Genomic DNA, 16,095 nt, shown 5'->3' with positions numbered 1-16,095 from the left:
TGGACACAGGAGTCCATGCGTCGACGTCGAGGTACGGCTCGGCTGTGGGACACTCCCGCGCGCGCTATTTGACCGCGCAATCGACCGTCGACAGGACGACTGACGCCCGCCTCGACTGGCTCGACGCGCATGCCGACGAATCACCTCCCGGCGCGCGGGCCTTCGCGATCGACTCGGAGCATTTCAACTTCTCCCACCAGTGGAACCCCCACAGTGCATCGTTCGACCAGATGTCCGTGCAATTCACCGACGGCGGCGCCGCGGCCATCCTGTTCTGATGGCCTAGCACTGGCAGCGTGCGGCGGCACCCCGACCGAGTTTGCTCTGGGGTACCACGGTGTATCCCTCAGCGACCATGGCGACCGCTCGCGCGGGGGACAACATGTCGATGACCTACTACTCCACCCTGACCGCGTCGGCCACGCACCGGGACTCACGCGCTCACTTCGACACGTAGGGGCCACAGCTCCTGGTACAGGCTGCTGTGCGCTCGCGCCGATCCTCGACATATCGCAACTTCGTTGGACATAAGCCGCGATACCGGTGACGATCGGGATCGTGGACGGCCCACTGAGACAAGACCTCGTACAGAGCCTTGAGCGGTCTCTGGCGCGTCAGCAGTGGCGCATGGACGGTGGGAAGGTTGTCACAGTCTTCGCCCTAGGCACGGCGACTGCTGTATCGGTGGCGTCGTGGCAGGAAATCGGCCGTACGAACCTCAATTTCGCTAGTTGCATAGCCCTGCTCTGCTCGCTGCTACTGCTGATCGCCGCATACAACGCAGACCATCTGGAAGAGCCCGATGCCCACGCCATCATGGCGACCGCGCGCGATCTGGGATGGACCGACGAAGCGATCCGTGACGAACTCTTGCGATCTCTTTACGAGAGCGTGCTCATGAACGACGATTGCCTACGTCATATGTATTGGTTCGCCCGAGTCCAAGTCGTCATGGCCGTGGCCGCCGGAGTCCTGAGTTCCATCGCGATGTTCGGTGAGCGGTAGGGAGGGAACGGTGGAACGCGCCCACACACGCAAGACCGGCTGGGGTCTGCTGCCGCTCCCGGGTCAGAAGCGACGTCGCCTCCGTGCGAAAGCCGCAGTGGACGACGCGTTCGGACCGCGACACCTGGTGGATCGCGACTCGACCGGCCCTACCTCACGGCAGCAACGCACCGCGCGCTCCCAAGCGCTTGTCCAAGAGCCCGCCAGGAGCGCCTCACGTTGGACCGCGCCGGGCCGAGACGAACCGGAGAACGTGTCTGTCGATGATCGTCTCGCCATCGCTGTCAAGGCGCTGGCTGAACGCGGAGCGGCACAGCCCGACCTCGCTCCTTCCTTCGCTGGTTCACCGAGTGAATCGCTTGTTCGTTTGCTCGTTGACGCCAGTCAGTTCTCACCGATCCAAGCAGCCACGCTGTCTGCCGTCATGAGCGGTCGCGACTTCATCGGACACGTTCCCCAAGGTGTCGACCGTCACTTGGCGTACGCCATCCCTCTGTTGCACCACGTCGTCGCACGGGGCGAGACCGGCTATGACCGGCTTCCCAATCCGGGTCATCCTCAAGCTGTTGTAGCCGTGCCGACTCGCGAACTGGCGCTCACAGTCGCTGGCCACCTCGCGGTCTTAGCCGCCTCAGCGAAACGAACCGTCCACATCGTGCCAGTTGGCCTCGGCGATGGGCCTACCGACGAAGCGACTGTCCACTCAGAGCCCTCCGACGTGGTCATCGGCGCGGTAAATCAACTGGTCCGGTTGATCGACGAAGGTCGCCTGAATCTGGAGCATGCACGCTTGGTTGTTCTCGACGGAGCCGATGAAATGGACGACCTCGGCCTCCTGCCGGATGCTGAAGTCCTCCTGGCGCGAACGGCGGCTCGGCGGAGAACCATACTCTTCAGCGTCAGCATGCCCGACGACGTTGCTGCGTTGGCGGAACGTGCATTGCACCAGCCTGTCGAGAGCCCCAGCCGTGCGTCCGGCTTCATAGCGACCGACAAGCCATCAGACCCCGAGGAAGCTTCTGCACTACTTGCTCGCCGAACTTCCAAACGGCGAACATTCGCACAATCGGGCGGCACGTTTTTCGAGTAGCACCCACGCAACACGCGGTCTGCCGTTCCGATCTTGAGCGCCATGCTGAAATGGCGGACCACGGTGCTGGATCGGTCGGCTGCGGCCAACACAGTGAGGTGGCCGGCTGTTGCAGGTCGGAGAAGAGGACTCCAGATAAGGCGTGGACCTCCTCGCAACGGGAGGCCGCCCACAGCCGGACGAGGCAACCTGACCTCCCTACGCGGCTGCGGACACTTTCGGCGGCATCGCCGTCCCCACGACGACCCGCTCCGTGGTCGCCGACCCGATCCGCGCCGCCAGCGCTCGCACCTCTTCGCCGGACATCGCGTCAACGCTGCAGATGCCGGTTCGCACCCCACGCGGCCTCGGCGAGGTCCTCGAACTGGATAACCTCGACTCCCGCGGCCCGTAGCGTCTCGGCGCCGACGCAATCCACAAAGAGGTCGGGTTCGGACAGCGCGAAGACAACGCGTGGTATCCCGGTTCGCAGGATGTGCTCGGTGCAGGTGACGGGGCGGCTCGCTCGCTTGCTGCAGGGCTCGAGCGAGGTGTAGAGCGTTGCGGTGGCAAGTCGTGCACGACTTGTATCGTCGAGCTCGTTCAGTGCCGCCTCTTCGGCATGGTCGTGCGGGTCATGCATCCCGGAGTAGCCGCCGGCCAGCACCGTCCCATCGGCGTCCACGATGATTGCGCCAACGCAGAACGAAGTGGGTTTCGGCGTGCACTTGCTCGCCAAGGCGATGGCCTCTTCCAGGTATCGACGATTGTCGACTGTGTTCGTTGTCGTCATCGGATCGGCTGGTAGCGCAGGAGGGCGCAGTCGCCGATTGCTCGCGTCTCGATGAGGTTCATGCGGTTGCGAAAATCCTGGGGGAACACACCGTCGTGGACGAAGCGCGGTGCGCTGTCCTGGCCGACGAAGATCGGGGCGAACACGACCTGGAGCTCGTCGACGAGGTCGGCGGTGAGGAACATGGTGTGAATGTGGCCGCCGCCCTCAACCATGATTCGCTCGACGCCGCGCGCAGCGAGGTCTTCAAGGACGGCTTTCGGTGTCACCGTCTCGCCGACCGCGACGATAGTGGCGACGTCACCGAGCCGCTCCTTGGCCGTGGTCTCGGCGGTGTCGATCGTGTACACGATCTTCTCGACGCCTGCGGTGCCGAAGAACTTGGAGTCGGGATCAAGGTCACCGCTCGCGGTGATCGTCACCTTGATCGGGCAGGGCGGCTTGCCGGCGGCGACCCGCTGCGCACGACGCTCTTCCGACTTGATCACCAGGCGCGGGTTGTCTCGGCGCACTGTGTTGGCTCCGATGAGGATCGCGTCGACGGCTTTGCGTTCTTCGTCCACACGGTCGAAGTCTGCGGCGTTCGACAGCCGCAGCCGTTCAGGAAGGTTGTCGTCGATGTACCCGTCGAGCGATACCGCGACGGAGAGCAGTACGTGCGGTCGGTGCTCACTCACTGCCGGCCCTCCGGGTCGGGTTGTCGTTGTCGAACAGGCTGAGGCATTCAGCGAACCGATCCACCAGTGCATCGATGACGGCCTGTCCTTTGGCTGCGGTAGCCAACGAGGGCAGGCCGATCACACCGGACGTTGTGTACGCCTTCATCCCCAGCGTCGTGAGGTGGTTGCGTGATGGCGCCTCGTGGTCGTTCTTCACGTACGTCTCTCCGACGGAGTCGGGCGAGGCATGCATGAGAATCGACGTCTCCAGCTCACCAGCATGCATGTCGGCGCGTCCACTGGTCTCGATCCCGGCGGTCGCGCGGGCCGCCTTCCAGTCCTCGTTGCCGGGGAACAGAGCCACCGCAGCTCCCTCGACGTTCGCCTCCTGGGCGAGGTTGGACAGCGTGTAGTTGCCGCCGTGCGCGTTGACCAGGACCAGGTGGTCGATACCCGCGCGGCGGAGAGACTGACGCACATCGTCGACGATCGCAATCAGCGTGGACGGGCTGATGCTGACGGTGCCGGCCAGCCCAGGCATGGCCTCGTGCTCGTGCGAGCAGGAGATGGTCACTGGCGGCAGGTTCAGAAGCCCGTATCGTTCGCTGACCCGCTCGGCGATCAGTGCGGCGACCATCGTGTCCGTGGCAAGAGGCAGGTGGTCTCCGTGCTGCTCGAAGCTTCCAATCGGCAGAACGGCAATCCGGGAGTCCTGGCGAGCGGCGTCGGTCGCGGTTGCCCGGGGCATGAAATTCACGTCTGCGATCCTCTCTCGGGGTCCGCATCATCCTCTCAGACGTAGCGTCGCCTGAAGAGAATGCCGCAGGTCAGCCCCCTCACTTCGAGCCCCTGAGGTGTTCAGGATCGACGATGCGCGGTACAACTGCTTGGCTGTTCGGACTGATCCTGTCTCGCTGACGATCCGGATGGATTCCGTCGCGATGTCCAGAGCGTCATCGGCCTGCCCGGTCCGGGCGTGCGCGACGGCGAACCGTGCCAGCCCGAGCCCAAGGTCACGGCGGAACTCCGGACGCCACTCCGCGAGGCCCTGCTGGAGAGCACCAAGCGCCTTTTCCGGCTTCCCGAGCTCGACCCAGCAATGGGCGGCTTCCATCTCGATGTAGCTCGGCGTGCAGTAGCGCGCGATGTCGCGTTCCTGGGCCGGGACAGCGGCCAGCTCGAAGGCTCGATCTAGTGCGCGGGCGCAGGCGTCCTGATCTCCGAACAAGGCATGGGCATGGGCCTCTTGGCGCGCTGCGAGAGCGCGCATCCGTGAGGTCAGTTCACCGGGGACCTCGACGGCAGCACGTGCGAGTTCCAGAACGAGGTCGGGACGTCCCGCGTCAAACGCGATGTTGCTCTTGCGCATCAGGACATAGGAGATGAGCCCCGGGCGCTTGGTCTCGGTGGCCATGTCCAGAGCTCGGTTCGACCAGGCCATGGCCGACCGGATGTTTCCGCTGTCCTGGTTCAACCAGCCGATGAACTCAGCAAACCGTGCGCCGACGTACAGGAGCTGCTTGCGTGACGGGCCGGCGTCCGCCAAAAGTGAGTTGATGAACGTCGCCTGTGCCTCGGCGAGCGGAAGCATCGGGGCGGGTCCGGTCATGTTGTCGGTGGTCGAGTACTGCCGCAGCGTCGCTAGCAGCGAATCCGCCAGTACGGCGTCAGTGGCGTGACTCGTCCCCGGGCGAGGCACACCTCCTGGAAGGTTTATCGGTCTCGCGCGGCGCTCTCGTGTCGGTGAGGGATCGGCAGCAGCGAACCAGAGCAGTTCGTGAGGTATGTGGAGAGCCGACGCGTAGTCCCGAAGCCGGTCGATGTCCCGGATCTTGTTCCGACCGGACTCGATGCGGCTCAACTGGCCCTGCGTGATTCCCAGCCACGCGGCGACGAGGCTCTGTGCGAGCGAGCGACGCCCGTGATGTGGGTGACGTCGGTAGGCGGCCACGACCACGCCCATGTCCTGGCTCGCCAGGGCATCGCGCATGAGGTCCGTCTCCCAGAACGAACGGTCCAGCTGGGGTGCGCCATCAGTGCTGGCCTTGCCCGGACGGGCGCAGGCCGAGCACATCGAGGATGGATTGTCGGCCGCGATACGCGCGGCGCAGCAGGTGCAGTAGCGCGCGAGCGCCGTCGTCGTAGCTGGCAACGAGCCCACCCCCTGTTGTGACCGTCATCACTGAGCTGGTGCCCAGCGTACGCACGGAAGGAGGGCGGATGCGGCGCGCGCATACAAGTTATGCGCACGAGGCGGAGCTGGTGTGCCGACGTCAGCCATAGCGTTCCAGGCATCGAAGCCACCACAGGTTCTGGAGAGCACCATGAGCACGTCCGGTGAGAACGAAAAAGCCGACATGACTTCCCGGCTAGAGGCCGCGATGGGCACCGCCGCGTGGGTGCTGCGAACGGTCGGGGCGCATCAGGTCGAGATCGTGACACTGACCCGTGGTCGGATCTGTCTGAAACCCGTGGACCTCAACCGAGGTGAGCAGATCGCGCGTGCTCTGGGCTGCGACTTCCCCCTGGACCACCGCATGTTCGTCCCGGGACACACGCTGTGGACCGGTCAGGTCGAAGGCCTCGAGGTCCAGGTCCGGTCAGCACTGCGCACACCACTGGGAGCGGGCACGTGAACGCGCCAAAGCCGGTCGCCCTCGGCTACGCCTGTGGACCTGCCGGGGTCGAGCTTCAACGACAGCTCACGACGATCACGGCCTACGCGGCGGTAGAAGGTTTAGCGCTTGCGGACGTGCTGCACGACGAGTCCGACGCCTGCACGATCAGCCAGCTCGTCCAGGCAGCCCAGCAGCACCGTGCTGTGCACGTGCTCCTTCCCGCTGGGGTTCGCCTCGCGGACGCTCGCACCGGGATCGAGCGCGACCTTGCCGAGCATCACGCGACCTGCGTCGTCCTGGCGACAGATGGCGGCGACCTCGCTACGTCCGTCGCGCTTGCACTTATCGGATCACATTCGACAGGAGTGACGCCATGATCACGGCAGACACCACACCCACGGCCGTCGACCATGGCTCGCCGCTGACCGGGGTGCGCATGCTAGTCGCGTCGGACATCGACGGGACGTTGCTGGTGACTGGTCGGCCGCCGTCATCAGCGGTCATCGAGTCGGTTGCCGCTGTGCGTGACGCGGGCCATCACCCGGTGCTCTCGACCGGACGGTCGCTGTCCGGTGCGTTGGCCGCCGCGCGGGAGCTGGGCCTGGCCAACGGCTGGGTGATCGCCTCGAACGGCGCAGTCACCGCCCGGCTGATCGGCGGAGCGTACGTCCTGTCCCAGGTGCGGACCGTGGACGCCGAGACCGTCGTCCGGCTGGCCACCAAGAGCCTGCCGGGTGCACGGATCGCGGTGGAGATCGTCGGCGTCGGCTACCACGTCAACAAGCAGTTCCCGGCCCGCGAGCTAAACGGTGATCAGGTCAAGGTCTCCCGGCTCAGCGACCTCTGGGCAGGGTCCACACCCCGCGTGGTGCTGTCCGGGCCAGATGCCCAGCGGCTGGTTCCCGCGCTGCGCGCAGCCGGGATGACGGCGATCGCTACCCGGCCCGACTGGGTGGACGTGACCGTCGGCGGCGTCTCCAAGGCCACCGCGGTCGAGCGCCTGCGCCAGGACCTCGGCATTCCGATCGAGTGCACGGTCGCGATCGGGGACGGCGAGAACGACATCGAGCTCCTGCAGTGGGCCTGGCGCGGCGTGGCCATGGGACATGCCGCCGCTCAGGTGCAGGACGCCGCGGACGAGGTCGCAGACAGCATCGAACAGGAAGGCGCTGTGCGCGTCCTGCAGTCACTGCTGACGACCGGCTCCGCCCCTGACCCGCGTCAGAAGGTCGACGTGGAGGTGTTCCAGCCATGACAGTCGAGACCTACGCAACGTGGATCGCGCCCCGGGCCAGCCTGGTCGTTCTGCAGCCCACGACCTTGTGCAACTTGGACTGCTCCTACTGTTATCTGCCATTCCGCAAGAAGCGGCTGGAGATGTCGGTCGAGGTCGCGCTGGCTGTGGCCGCTTCGCTCGCCGAGCAGCCGACTGGTCATGTCACCGAGGTCTGCTGGCACGGCGGTGAACCGTTGGCGATCGGTCCGGAGAAGATGGCGGCCCTGATGGCACCGTTCGAGGACCTGCGTCGTGCCGGGCGTGTGCGGCACAGCCTGCAGACCAACGCCACGCTCATGAACGACGCCTGGTGCGACCTGTTCCTGGAACACGATGTTGCCGTCGGTGTGAGCATCGACGGGCCCGCGGATCTGAACGCCGAACGTGTCGACTGGGCCGGCAGGCCCGCGTTCGACCGCATCGTGACCGGCATCGGGAAGCTGAGCGAGCATCAGTTCAGGTTCTCGTTGATCGCAGTCGTCGGTTCGGGGACCGACCGGGCCGACGAACTACTGGACTTCCTCGCAGGGCTAGGACCGACGTCGATCGGGCTCAATATCGAGGAGCTGGAGGGCGTAAACACAAGCCGGTCCCAACCTGCACCAGAGCGGGCGCGGGCTTTCTGGGAGGCGGTGTTCGCGTGGTCCACTGCCCATCCGGACGTCGAAGTCAGGGAGCTGGACCGGCTGGCGCACTACCTGCGCACCATCCGCGGTGGCGGCAGGGAGTCGTGGGAGGCGCACCGGTACGACCCGTTGCCCACCGTCTCGGTCAACGGTGACGTCGTGCTGCTGTCCCCGGAACTGGCAGGTATCCGCGACGAGCACTACGGCGACTTCCTCGCCGGGAACGTCCTGGCCCAGTCCTTGACGGAGATGCTGGCGGACGCGTGGCGGCTGCCCTACGTGTCCGAGTTCCTGGACGGCTTGGCAGCATGCCGCGACACCTGCGGATTCTTCGACTTCTGCCGCGGAGCCCAGGCCGGGAACCGTTACTTCGAGAACGGCCGCTTCGACTCCACCGAGACCAACTACTGCCGGGCATCCAAACAGGAACTGGTACGAGCCCTGACCACGATCGCCCACACGACCGCCTCGCCCACCCACTCGAGAGAGGAACACAAGTGAGCACAGTGCACGAGTCAACGACGAACCTGCTTACCGACCTGGTCGAGTCCGACCATGAAGCCGTCACCGCGCTGATCGGCACGAGCCGCGCAGGCGCGGAGTGGGACAACAAACCGGCCTGGGACAACTGGAAGAAATCCCCGGGCCCGTGGGACAACCGACCCTCCTGGGACAACTGGAAGAAGCGGTGACCGACGCCGAGCGCCCCAACCCGTTCCCAACCCTAGGGTGAGTGACCATGGAGACCCTGACGATCCGCGACACCAGCGCCGACCTGCCCGTCCTGGACCCGGACGAGCTCACGGCTGTCGACGTCATCGAGGCCACGGATGGGCCCCTGTCGCTGTTCAGCTACACAGGGAAGGACCTGAGGGCCCTTGAACTCACCCAGACCCAGCTGTTCGACGGTCGCATCAGCAGCATCACTGCGGAACGCGTCGATCTGGACCGCCTACGGATGTCGTCGGTCGAGGTCAGCGGCTGCGACCTGACCTCGCTGACGCTGAGCAACAGCAAGCTGTCCCGGGTCCGGTTCACCAACTGCCGGCTGCTGGGTGCGCAGCTCGCGGACCTGACTCTCCAGGACGTCGTCTTCCAGGACTGCAAGATCGACTACGCGATGCTCAGCAACGTCACCGCCAAAGGCCCGGTCGTATTCACCGGCTGCTCCCTGACGGAGACCGAATTCACCGCCAGCGACCTGTCCGGCGCGGTGTTCGACGACTGCGTCCTGCGGGCCACGTCGTTCCAGCCCGGCACGTACCGGAACACCGACCTGCGGGGCAACGACCTGTCCGCGATCAGCGGCGCGGTCAACCTCCGGCGGATACTCATCGACCGGCACCAGCTGGCCGATCTGTCACTCGTCCTGGCCGACGAGCTCGGCATCACCTTCGCCGACGGATAACCCGTAGGCGTCCCCAGCGTCAGGAGGACCACTCGTGCCCACCCGAATCTCCTTCACCGACCCCGACGCCCTGACCGAACGCGGCGACCTGACCACAGCCCGCCTGATCGCGGGCGAACCAGGTTGGGAAGACGGCGCGATCGTCCCGACCGGCTTCTGGCAGCCGATGTCCCGCGCCGACGCCACGCCATTGCAGGCCGATAGACACACCCCATCGAGCACTCTAGTGGAGATCGTCCACGTGCCGATCGACTTCGCCGCCACACACGCGATGGTGGCCGAGTCACCCGACAGGATTGAGCCGTTCGGCACGCCACGTCCCGCCGAGTTCGTCGGATATGCCGACCAAGGTCCCGGGGAGCGCACAACGACGACCGACTGGTCAACGGACCTGCGCATCGGCATCCACGTGGACAACTTCGACAAACTGTCCTTCGCCGACCGCGCCACCGGACGCCGACGCCTCGGAGTCAACCTCGGTCCCGGACCACGCTGGCTGGTGCTGGCCATCAACGACGTCCTGGACCTATGCCGCACCATCAACCACGACCGCCCACAGTCCTACCCACACACCGACGACGTGCGCCTTTACGTGAGCGAGGGCCACCAGCTCCAGCTCCTGCGTATCCGCCTCGACCCCGGAGAGGGCTACATCGCCCCCACCGAACTCATCCCGCACGACGGCTCCACGCTCAACACCACAGAACGATCCCGCATCGCCTTCTGGCTCGGACACTGGCCACCTGGAACGCTCACCACGCTCATCTGACCCGCAGGTGAACAGCTCGCCGCCCGTGTTCCCGACGCCCTACAGCGCCACGAGGTGAACCCACACGAGCCCACTCGAGCACGACCATGAGACCAGGTCAGCGGCCTCCTTCGTCGCGTGGCCCTCATCCGAACGCCATCCGGCAAGACTCTTAAAGCGACGCCCTCCAACCGAGACGGGTGACGTGTCGCGCGGGAAGTTCAGTAGCGAATCAGTACATGAACTTCCAGTTCTCATCCTCCACGATATTCTTGACGGGCTCCGGGACATGGGCCCTCATAATCACATCAATACACGCTTCCGGCACTTCCGAAGAAAGCTGCTCACTATCCTCCAGGAGGCGCACAGCTACCCCTTCCTGCAACTGGGAGCGGAGAATCTCAGTCACATCCACGTACCGATCCGAAGCGTCAAATGGCCGAGAATCCACCAAAGCAAGCCACCGACGTACGGCCGCAAGGTCCGACCATTCAACCTCGTCACAACACTTCTGATACCAATCGTCGACGGCTATCCACTCGGCCAAGCGTTCACTCGGACCGGCGTCCACGCGCACGATCTCGCGGGGGTCCCCACCGACAGCTTCCGCGATCAGCACGGCTGCATCACCACCGAACGATGCCCGAATATCAGGACCACCATCTCCGGCGTCTCGCCTCGCCTCGATTCCGAATATCCGCGCATCTTGCCAAAGTTGAATGTACTCATCTTGGGCCAGATCCTCCACAATCAGATCGACTTCGTTGGAGAAGCTGGCCAGCACATCGTACTGGCCAGCGACGAGGGCTACAAGGAAACCAAAACGACGTCGCATACGGTCTGGACCGCCAAGTTCGGAACGCCACCATTCCACCGGAGCAGACTCGCCACCGAGTCCAATACGCGCAGCCGAAACAAGTTCCGGCTCAATACTGGCGACAATTTCATCGAACCACTCGAACTGCGCAAAGTCGCGCACGCAACGAATGGCCGCCAAATGAGCTAGCCAACTATCCGGAAAAGTCTCGACGAGGGCGATCACACCAATGGCTGGCCAGCGCTCCGGTGCGGACGCCTCTTCAACATCCCATCTGCGCTTGAAAGCCTCGATAAAGCCGTCTAGAACGGTTCCGCTGGACTCCCACTGGGAAACACCAGTTGCCAACTCCCAACGTTGAGGATGCGACAAAAACCCCTGTGCCCAGCCAGCTACGGCCTCGAAGAATTCGAGCCCGGTGTCCGCTCGATATTTGGCCCCATTGGCTCCCGTGGCCAGAATCTCGCTAACGTAGATGTTAACCAAGCGGCTCGGAAACTCCCGGTTATCCGACGTGGCCCTCGCCATCGATATAACGCGTTGCGCGAGCTCACTCTCGCCCGGATGGTCCGAATCTATCAGCTGGATCATCCGATCAAACACGTTCCCACGCTTTGGGATACCAACTCGTGAGAGCATCCACAACCATCGAGTGCGGGCCTGGCCGTTGGAACTCTCGATTCTATCTATTAGTGCTCTAGCGAGGCGCGGGCTCGCCACCCTCATGAGAATGTTCGTTAGCGGCCAAAAGGGCATCTCATTCGGAGTTTTGTCGATCAGTGCAAGCAGCGTTTCCCCAATAACCTCTGCAGTCATATCTGAAGATATGCGAACCGGCCCGGAATAGAGCCCTGTCCGCTGAGCCACGTGCGCTCCGATCGAATCGTATGCAATCGCAGCAACTTCCTCCTGGTACGGTCGTCGATTCCGAAATATCCGATCAGCCAGCACGATTTGGCCTACAACGCGCGCCTGGATTCTGGCAGCCGAACTGCCACCACCAAGCAGCTCTTTCAGTCCGAATGGTATTCCTGCCAACTCGCCAGGCTCATACATCCCCACGAGAAAACGTGCGACGTTGAGCCAGCGTGGATTAGCTGCGACGGTCACAAACCGTCGAACGAGGTCACCGCTCGGCTCCGGATCCCAACTTGATCGCACCGGTTTGGTTCGATGCATATGCCTAGCGCATAGAAATTCCTGTAGTGGCAGGACTTCGAATTCGTATCGCCCTTGCACCCGGGCGACGAGGACATACATGCGCTCGCTTCCCGTGAATAACGCTCGAACCAGGTTCTGTGATTCGCTGCGCTCCTTTAGGAATGTCGCGGCTTTATCTTGCAGGTCCGCGAGTGTGAGACTTCCATTGTCTCCATCGACCTCGGCAGCAAGCTGGATCTCCCATGCAAGGCCGCAAAGGAAATCTACCAGGAGATCCCGATGTTCGGCTACGACTCTAGTTTTGTTACCCTCCCTGACCATGACCTGTTCGAGGTACTTCTCGTAGAGATCAGTCCGGCCATCCGGAAGCATCGTTCCGTTCATGTCAATTAGACTCAGGATGATCGTCAGTTGCATTGGGCTACGGACTAGGTCCTTGATGTGTGGCTGCTTGAGTTTCTCACGAAGCAACTTTGTAAACGATTTCCTATCTTCACCAGTCTTCTTCCTGGCATCCATCCACCGCTCGGCAAGCCTCGTGATGTGCAGCGCCGACAGTGGCTGTAACTCCAGCGTGACGAAGTCATGTTGGGCGAGGTCAGCAGTAGCCCCGAAAATAGATGGGCGCGATGTTGCCACTACTTGAATGTCCCCGTCTTCGGGGCAACGCGCCAGCCCCTCTGCTATTGCATCCACCACCTGTTGACGGCTCTTCAAGTCCGCAACCTCGTCGAGCCCATCAAGAAAGAGTAGGATCGGCAACGACCGTAGCGTCCACGCAACGTCATCGGTGCTGAATGAACTTCCCCCCGCTGAGTCCTGGATGAAGCCAGCAAGGAATGTCTCTATGGTGCGCACCGGCGAGGGAAGGTCCCTAGGAGCATCTCCTCCGGACAGAAAGATAGCCAGTTGCTTAAGGTCGACGCGGATCGGCAGGCGCACGCCTCCGAGATGCTTGGTAATCGTTAGCCCGCCAGAACTCGCGAAAGCCTCGACCCACGCAGCCCGGTGCTGTTGGCAGACGTGCTGAGCGAGCGTCGACTTACCCTGGCCGGGCGCGCCATGTAGCAAGATTCGAGTAACACCGGTCTGTACTTCAGGGTTCATGAGCAGCGCACAAGCATCGACCACCACTGGTGGCTCGTGGGCAGTTTCAAACGCATCGCTCGCCAGAATCCGCTTTTGGAAGCGCCTCACATCGGAGTCCACGAGTTCGGCAACCGCCCGGCGTAGGCGAACGCAACGCCGGTCTTTATCTGTGGCCAGGAGCTCACGAGAGATTCCGAGCGGTATATCCACGAAAATCGACGCCAGTTCAGCATCAAGTTGAACATCCTGAACCTGCTGAAGCTTTACCTTTCGATCCTGCTGTTGCTGGTGCCGGACAAATCTTTTTAAGGTTTCGATTCGCCTGTTGGTGTCAACGTCAAGGACGCCCGACAGTAGTCCTGCAATGCCATCTGTCAGTTTCAACATAGCGGGGTATTGCAAGGCGAGCGCCGTCATAGTTTCAAGGCGGCGACTTACGTCATCCCTCCAAAGTATTTCTGCAGTTATTTTAAGATGCTCGTCGAGCCATTTTTGGACGCGATCCATTGATCCACGGTCGAGATGAGACGTTCCGCGAGCGTTGGTGGCCATTACGTAGTGGCTCGCGCCTCGCGAGACCAACTCGTTAATTTTCGACAACTCTCCCTCGAGTGACGCGATCATCCAGTCGGCATTCGACTCTTCGTCCCGCCTCTTAAACTTCACCTGCAGAATGGCTCCGCTCGCGCGTGAGTAGCCGTCCCTTCCGCCATCGGGTTGCCCGATTGGGTAGCACTGCAGATCCGGATACCGACGCAGCATGATTGACTGTGCTAGATACTGAAACTGCTCGGGCGTCAAGTTCTCGTACAGGTAGTCCACCGCTTGTCCGACCTCCAGTTGCCGTGAGTGCCCTCGCCGAGATATAGCAACAGACGCTAGGCTCAACGCCTCGCCTTGTCACGCATTCGGGCTACCGCCCGGCCCGGTTCACCCTGCCAATTCACCCGAGAGCAGGCGTTGCCAGCGGCGTGACGCACTGGTGCGTCGATACGTCTCACGGCGGTCGTGAAGTAGCCCTCGACCAGACTCTGCTGCGCGGGTGGTCCGACGGGCTGTCGAGTCAGGCACCCGTGACGTGTGACGGCGACCGCTCAGCTCGGCAACGTGCGGGAGCTCGCGGCAGCAACCACCAGCCTGACGATCCGCGCCGCCGAGCTTCGTGCCGCGTTCCGTTCCGTTCCGTTCCGCGTGCTGTCGGAGATCACACCTCATGCCGGTGCGGCTCAATGCCCACGCCGACTGAGCGGCTCCCTCGACCTCCAAGAGCGTGACTTCGGCAGCGAAGCCGGTAAGCATGCCGGACGGCGCGGTTGTCATATCGGCGTAGCTAGGCATGACGGGCCAGTGGCGCCACCCTGTGGCAGCGTGTCGTCATGAGGCCCGTTTTGCACCGAAGTCCCGGCCACGACCCGCAGAGCGCCACACCACCAAGACCACGCGCAGGCCGCACACGCCGCCTCCTACGCGCCGCGCTGACCGGCGTCGCCCTCATCGCCATCGCCCTTCTCGTCCGCGAGCAGTGGCCGCGGCTCGTCCAGCTCGACGAGCGCGCCGTGACGGAGGGCGCCGCGTTCGCCGCCCAGCACCCCGAACTGCTGCACGCACTCATCCTCTGGCAGTGGGCCTTCCTCGCAATCCACCTGCTCGTGCCCGTCGCAGCGATCTGCCTCGCCTACTGGTGGCGCACCGGCAACACCACGCGCACCTGGTGGGCCATCTCGACGATCCTCACCGCCTGGGGGCTGTCCAACCTCCTGAAGGAGATCGTGCGACGCGCCCGGCCCGTGCTGGACCAGCCGGTGGAGATCGCCGCCGGCTACTCGTTCCCCTCGGGGCACGCCGCGAACACAGCTGCGATGACAACGGCACTGGTCGTGCTCGTGTGGCCGTCGCTCAGGTCGCGCGTCCTGCGGGCCGCTGCAGTGGCGGGGGCCGCGGCGCTCACCGTCGCCACAGCAGTCGACCGGGTCATGCTCGGCGTCCACTACCCCTCCGACGTGGTGGCCGGCATCCTCTTCGGGGTCGGCTTCGTCCTGGCGTCATACCTCGCTTACAAGCACTGGCCGACGCCGCGCCCCGAGCCCGGTAAGGAGTCCTGATGGTCGACCTCGAGCGGTGGGCGAACGACACGTCAGCACCCGACCTCGGCCTCCGCGTAGGAATCCCAGCAGTGGTGTGGTGGGTGATCGTCGTAGGGCTCGGTTTCCTCCTCGCCGGCCCGCTCGCAGGGCTCAAGGAGCGCGAGGACGCGGTCAACGAGTGGCTCGTCGAGCAACGCACGGCGACCCTCAACACCCTCACCGAGGTGTGGAGCGCGATGGGAACCACCGAGACGATCATCGGGATCTGCCTCGTCGTGTCCGGCGTCGTCTGGTGGCGTACCGGGCAGTGGTGGTACGCGGCGGTCCCGGCGATCGCGGTCGCCGTCCAGGCGGCGGTCTTCATGCTGGCGGCGCTCGTCGTGAGCGCCGAACGCCCCGAGGTGGAGCAGCTCGACCACGCACCACCGACGTCGAGCTTCCCGAGCGGCCACTCCGGCGCCTCGGTAGCGCTCTACCTGTCGCTGGCGCTGATGGCCCAGCAGATCGAGCGCACATGGCTCCGCGTGAGCGTGACCGTCGTGCTGCTCGTACTGCCCCTGCTCGTCGTCTGCTCCCGGTTGTACCGGGGGATGCACTATCCGAGCGACGTCGTCATCGGGGTGCTCAACGGTCTCGTGTGCGTCGTCATCGGGTGGTACTGGCTACGGCGAGCACCCCGTGCGTGATCGTTTCTGATCGTTTACAGCCCACTCTTGACCACCTACTGTTCGGGTGGAACCCT

General features: G+C 63.8%; 17 protein-coding genes. 11 read left to right on the top strand and 6 right to left on the bottom strand.

Going from position 1 to position 16,095, the window contains the following annotated elements:
* Window positions 1-44: 44 nt before the first annotated feature.
* The 3 genes from ACQEVI_RS19610 to ACQEVI_RS19600 all read left to right on the top strand — a co-directional run bounded on the left by ACQEVI_RS19610 (window position 45) and on the right by ACQEVI_RS19600 (window position 2,095).
* Complete coding sequence (locus ACQEVI_RS19610; RefSeq protein WP_432901861.1) at window positions 45-278, top strand: hypothetical protein; 234 nt, start codon at window positions 45-47, stop codon at window positions 276-278.
* A gap of 280 nt (window positions 279-558) precedes the next feature.
* On the top strand, window positions 559-1,005 hold the full coding sequence (locus ACQEVI_RS19605) for a hypothetical protein (protein ID WP_432901860.1): 447 nt from the start codon (window positions 559-561) through the stop codon (window positions 1,003-1,005).
* A gap of 253 nt (window positions 1,006-1,258) precedes the next feature.
* Complete coding sequence (locus ACQEVI_RS19600; protein ID WP_432901858.1) at window positions 1,259-2,095, top strand: DEAD/DEAH box helicase family protein; 837 nt, start codon at window positions 1,259-1,261, stop codon at window positions 2,093-2,095.
* Window positions 2,096-2,405: 310 nt separating this feature from the next.
* Here ACQEVI_RS19600 and ACQEVI_RS19595 read toward each other — a convergent pair whose 3' ends face one another.
* Genes ACQEVI_RS19595 through ACQEVI_RS19580 form a run of 4 tightly spaced genes read right to left on the bottom strand, consistent with a single transcriptional unit; the run spans window position 2,406 to window position 5,678 of the window.
* The gene (locus ACQEVI_RS19595; RefSeq protein WP_432901856.1) at window positions 2,406-2,867 is read right to left on the bottom strand and encodes a deaminase; all 462 of its coding nucleotides are present in this window, start codon (window positions 2,865-2,867) and stop codon (window positions 2,406-2,408) included.
* On the bottom strand, window positions 2,864-3,616 hold the full coding sequence (locus tag ACQEVI_RS19590) for a RibD family protein (RefSeq protein ID WP_432901854.1): 753 nt from the start codon (window positions 3,614-3,616) through the stop codon (window positions 2,864-2,866). Before ACQEVI_RS19590 ends, ACQEVI_RS19595 begins: the two co-directional genes overlap by 4 nt.
* A complete protein-coding gene (locus ACQEVI_RS19585) occupies window positions 3,537-4,274 on the bottom strand; it encodes a creatininase family protein (protein WP_432906020.1) in 738 nt (245 codons plus the stop codon). Before ACQEVI_RS19585 ends, ACQEVI_RS19590 begins: the two co-directional genes overlap by 80 nt.
* A gap of 36 nt (window positions 4,275-4,310) precedes the next feature.
* Window positions 4,311-5,678, bottom strand: a complete 1,368-nt coding sequence (locus ACQEVI_RS19580) for a helix-turn-helix domain-containing protein (RefSeq protein WP_432901852.1) — start codon at window positions 5,676-5,678, stop codon at window positions 4,311-4,313.
* Window positions 5,679-5,850: 172 nt separating this feature from the next.
* On the opposite strand from ACQEVI_RS19580, the gene ACQEVI_RS19575 reads away from it, so the two are divergent.
* On the top strand, window positions 5,851-6,162 hold the full coding sequence (locus ACQEVI_RS19575; protein WP_432901850.1) for a hypothetical protein: 312 nt from the start codon (window positions 5,851-5,853) through the stop codon (window positions 6,160-6,162).
* 101 nt (window positions 6,163-6,263) lie between these two features.
* Here ACQEVI_RS19575 and ACQEVI_RS19570 read toward each other — a convergent pair whose 3' ends face one another.
* Window positions 6,264-6,425, bottom strand: coding sequence for a hypothetical protein (locus ACQEVI_RS19570; protein ID WP_432901848.1), 162 nt, complete (start codon window positions 6,423-6,425; stop codon window positions 6,264-6,266).
* Between the two features lie 92 nt (window positions 6,426-6,517).
* Between ACQEVI_RS19570 and ACQEVI_RS19565 the strand changes: the two genes are divergently transcribed.
* From ACQEVI_RS19565 to ACQEVI_RS19545, 5 genes are read left to right on the top strand one after another with little or no spacing between them, the layout of a single operon-like run.
* Window positions 6,518-7,399, top strand: coding sequence for an HAD family hydrolase (locus tag ACQEVI_RS19565; protein ID WP_432901846.1), 882 nt, complete (start codon window positions 6,518-6,520; stop codon window positions 7,397-7,399).
* Window positions 7,396-8,547, top strand: a complete 1,152-nt coding sequence (gene amcB / locus ACQEVI_RS19560; protein ID WP_432901844.1) for a cyclophane-forming radical SAM peptide maturase AmcB — start codon at window positions 7,396-7,398, stop codon at window positions 8,545-8,547. The genes ACQEVI_RS19565 and amcB overlap by 4 nt, the downstream gene beginning before the upstream one ends.
* The gene (amcA, locus tag ACQEVI_RS19555) at window positions 8,544-8,738 is read left to right on the top strand and encodes a multiple cyclophane-containing RiPP AmcA (RefSeq protein WP_432901843.1); all 195 of its coding nucleotides are present in this window, start codon (window positions 8,544-8,546) and stop codon (window positions 8,736-8,738) included. The genes amcB and amcA overlap by 4 nt, the downstream gene beginning before the upstream one ends.
* A 47-nt stretch (window positions 8,739-8,785) precedes the next feature.
* Complete coding sequence (locus ACQEVI_RS19550) at window positions 8,786-9,454, top strand: pentapeptide repeat-containing protein (RefSeq protein WP_432901841.1); 669 nt, start codon at window positions 8,786-8,788, stop codon at window positions 9,452-9,454.
* A 34-nt stretch (window positions 9,455-9,488) separates the two neighbouring features.
* Window positions 9,489-10,223: a hypothetical protein gene (locus ACQEVI_RS19545; protein ID WP_432901840.1), complete on the top strand. Its 735-nt coding sequence runs from the start codon at window positions 9,489-9,491 to the stop codon at window positions 10,221-10,223.
* Between the two features lie 211 nt (window positions 10,224-10,434).
* Here ACQEVI_RS19545 and ACQEVI_RS19540 read toward each other — a convergent pair whose 3' ends face one another.
* On the bottom strand, window positions 10,435-14,091 hold the full coding sequence (locus ACQEVI_RS19540; protein ID WP_432901838.1) for an NACHT domain-containing protein: 3,657 nt from the start codon (window positions 14,089-14,091) through the stop codon (window positions 10,435-10,437).
* Between the two features lie 554 nt (window positions 14,092-14,645).
* On the opposite strand from ACQEVI_RS19540, the gene ACQEVI_RS19535 reads away from it, so the two are divergent.
* Together ACQEVI_RS19535 and ACQEVI_RS19530 are read left to right on the top strand one after the other, a co-directional pair.
* Window positions 14,646-15,371 (top strand): phosphatase PAP2 family protein, encoded by a 726-nt coding sequence (locus ACQEVI_RS19535; RefSeq protein WP_432901836.1) that lies wholly within the window; start codon window positions 14,646-14,648, stop codon window positions 15,369-15,371.
* Entirely contained in the window at window positions 15,371-16,039 is a 669-nt protein-coding gene (locus tag ACQEVI_RS19530; RefSeq protein ID WP_432901834.1) for a phosphatase PAP2 family protein, read from the top strand. Before ACQEVI_RS19535 ends, ACQEVI_RS19530 begins: the two co-directional genes overlap by 1 nt.
* The last annotated feature ends 56 nt before the right edge of the window (window positions 16,040-16,095 follow it).

Origin of the sequence: Promicromonospora sp. CA-289599 (genome assembly GCF_050936155.1) — a bacterium.
Taxonomy (GTDB): domain Bacteria; phylum Actinomycetota; class Actinomycetes; order Actinomycetales; family Cellulomonadaceae; genus Promicromonospora.
Note: the sequence above shows the minus strand (reverse complement) of the source record. Positions and strands in the feature narration are given on the sequence as shown.

Excerpts from the sequence above, each read along its gene's own strand:
- ACQEVI_RS19595 (WP_432901856.1), bottom strand. The coding sequence starts at position 2,867 with ATGACGACAACGAACACAGTCGACAATCGTCGATACCTGGAAGAGGCC.
- ACQEVI_RS19565 (WP_432901846.1), top strand. The coding sequence starts at position 6,518 with ATGATCACGGCAGACACCACACCCACGGCCGTCGACCATGGCTCGCCG.
- ACQEVI_RS19575 (WP_432901850.1), top strand. The coding sequence starts at position 5,851 with ATGAGCACGTCCGGTGAGAACGAAAAAGCCGACATGACTTCCCGGCTA.
- ACQEVI_RS19535 (WP_432901836.1), top strand. The coding sequence starts at position 14,646 with ATGAGGCCCGTTTTGCACCGAAGTCCCGGCCACGACCCGCAGAGCGCC.
- ACQEVI_RS19590 (WP_432901854.1), bottom strand. The coding sequence starts at position 3,616 with ATGCACTGGTGGATCGGTTCGCTGAATGCCTCAGCCTGTTCGACAACG.
- ACQEVI_RS19530 (WP_432901834.1), top strand. The coding sequence starts at position 15,371 with ATGGTCGACCTCGAGCGGTGGGCGAACGACACGTCAGCACCCGACCTC.
- amcB (WP_432901844.1), top strand. The coding sequence starts at position 7,396 with ATGACAGTCGAGACCTACGCAACGTGGATCGCGCCCCGGGCCAGCCTG.
- ACQEVI_RS19550 (WP_432901841.1), top strand. The coding sequence starts at position 8,786 with ATGGAGACCCTGACGATCCGCGACACCAGCGCCGACCTGCCCGTCCTG.
- ACQEVI_RS19585 (WP_432906020.1), bottom strand. The coding sequence starts at position 4,274 with ATGCCCCGGGCAACCGCGACCGACGCCGCTCGCCAGGACTCCCGGATT.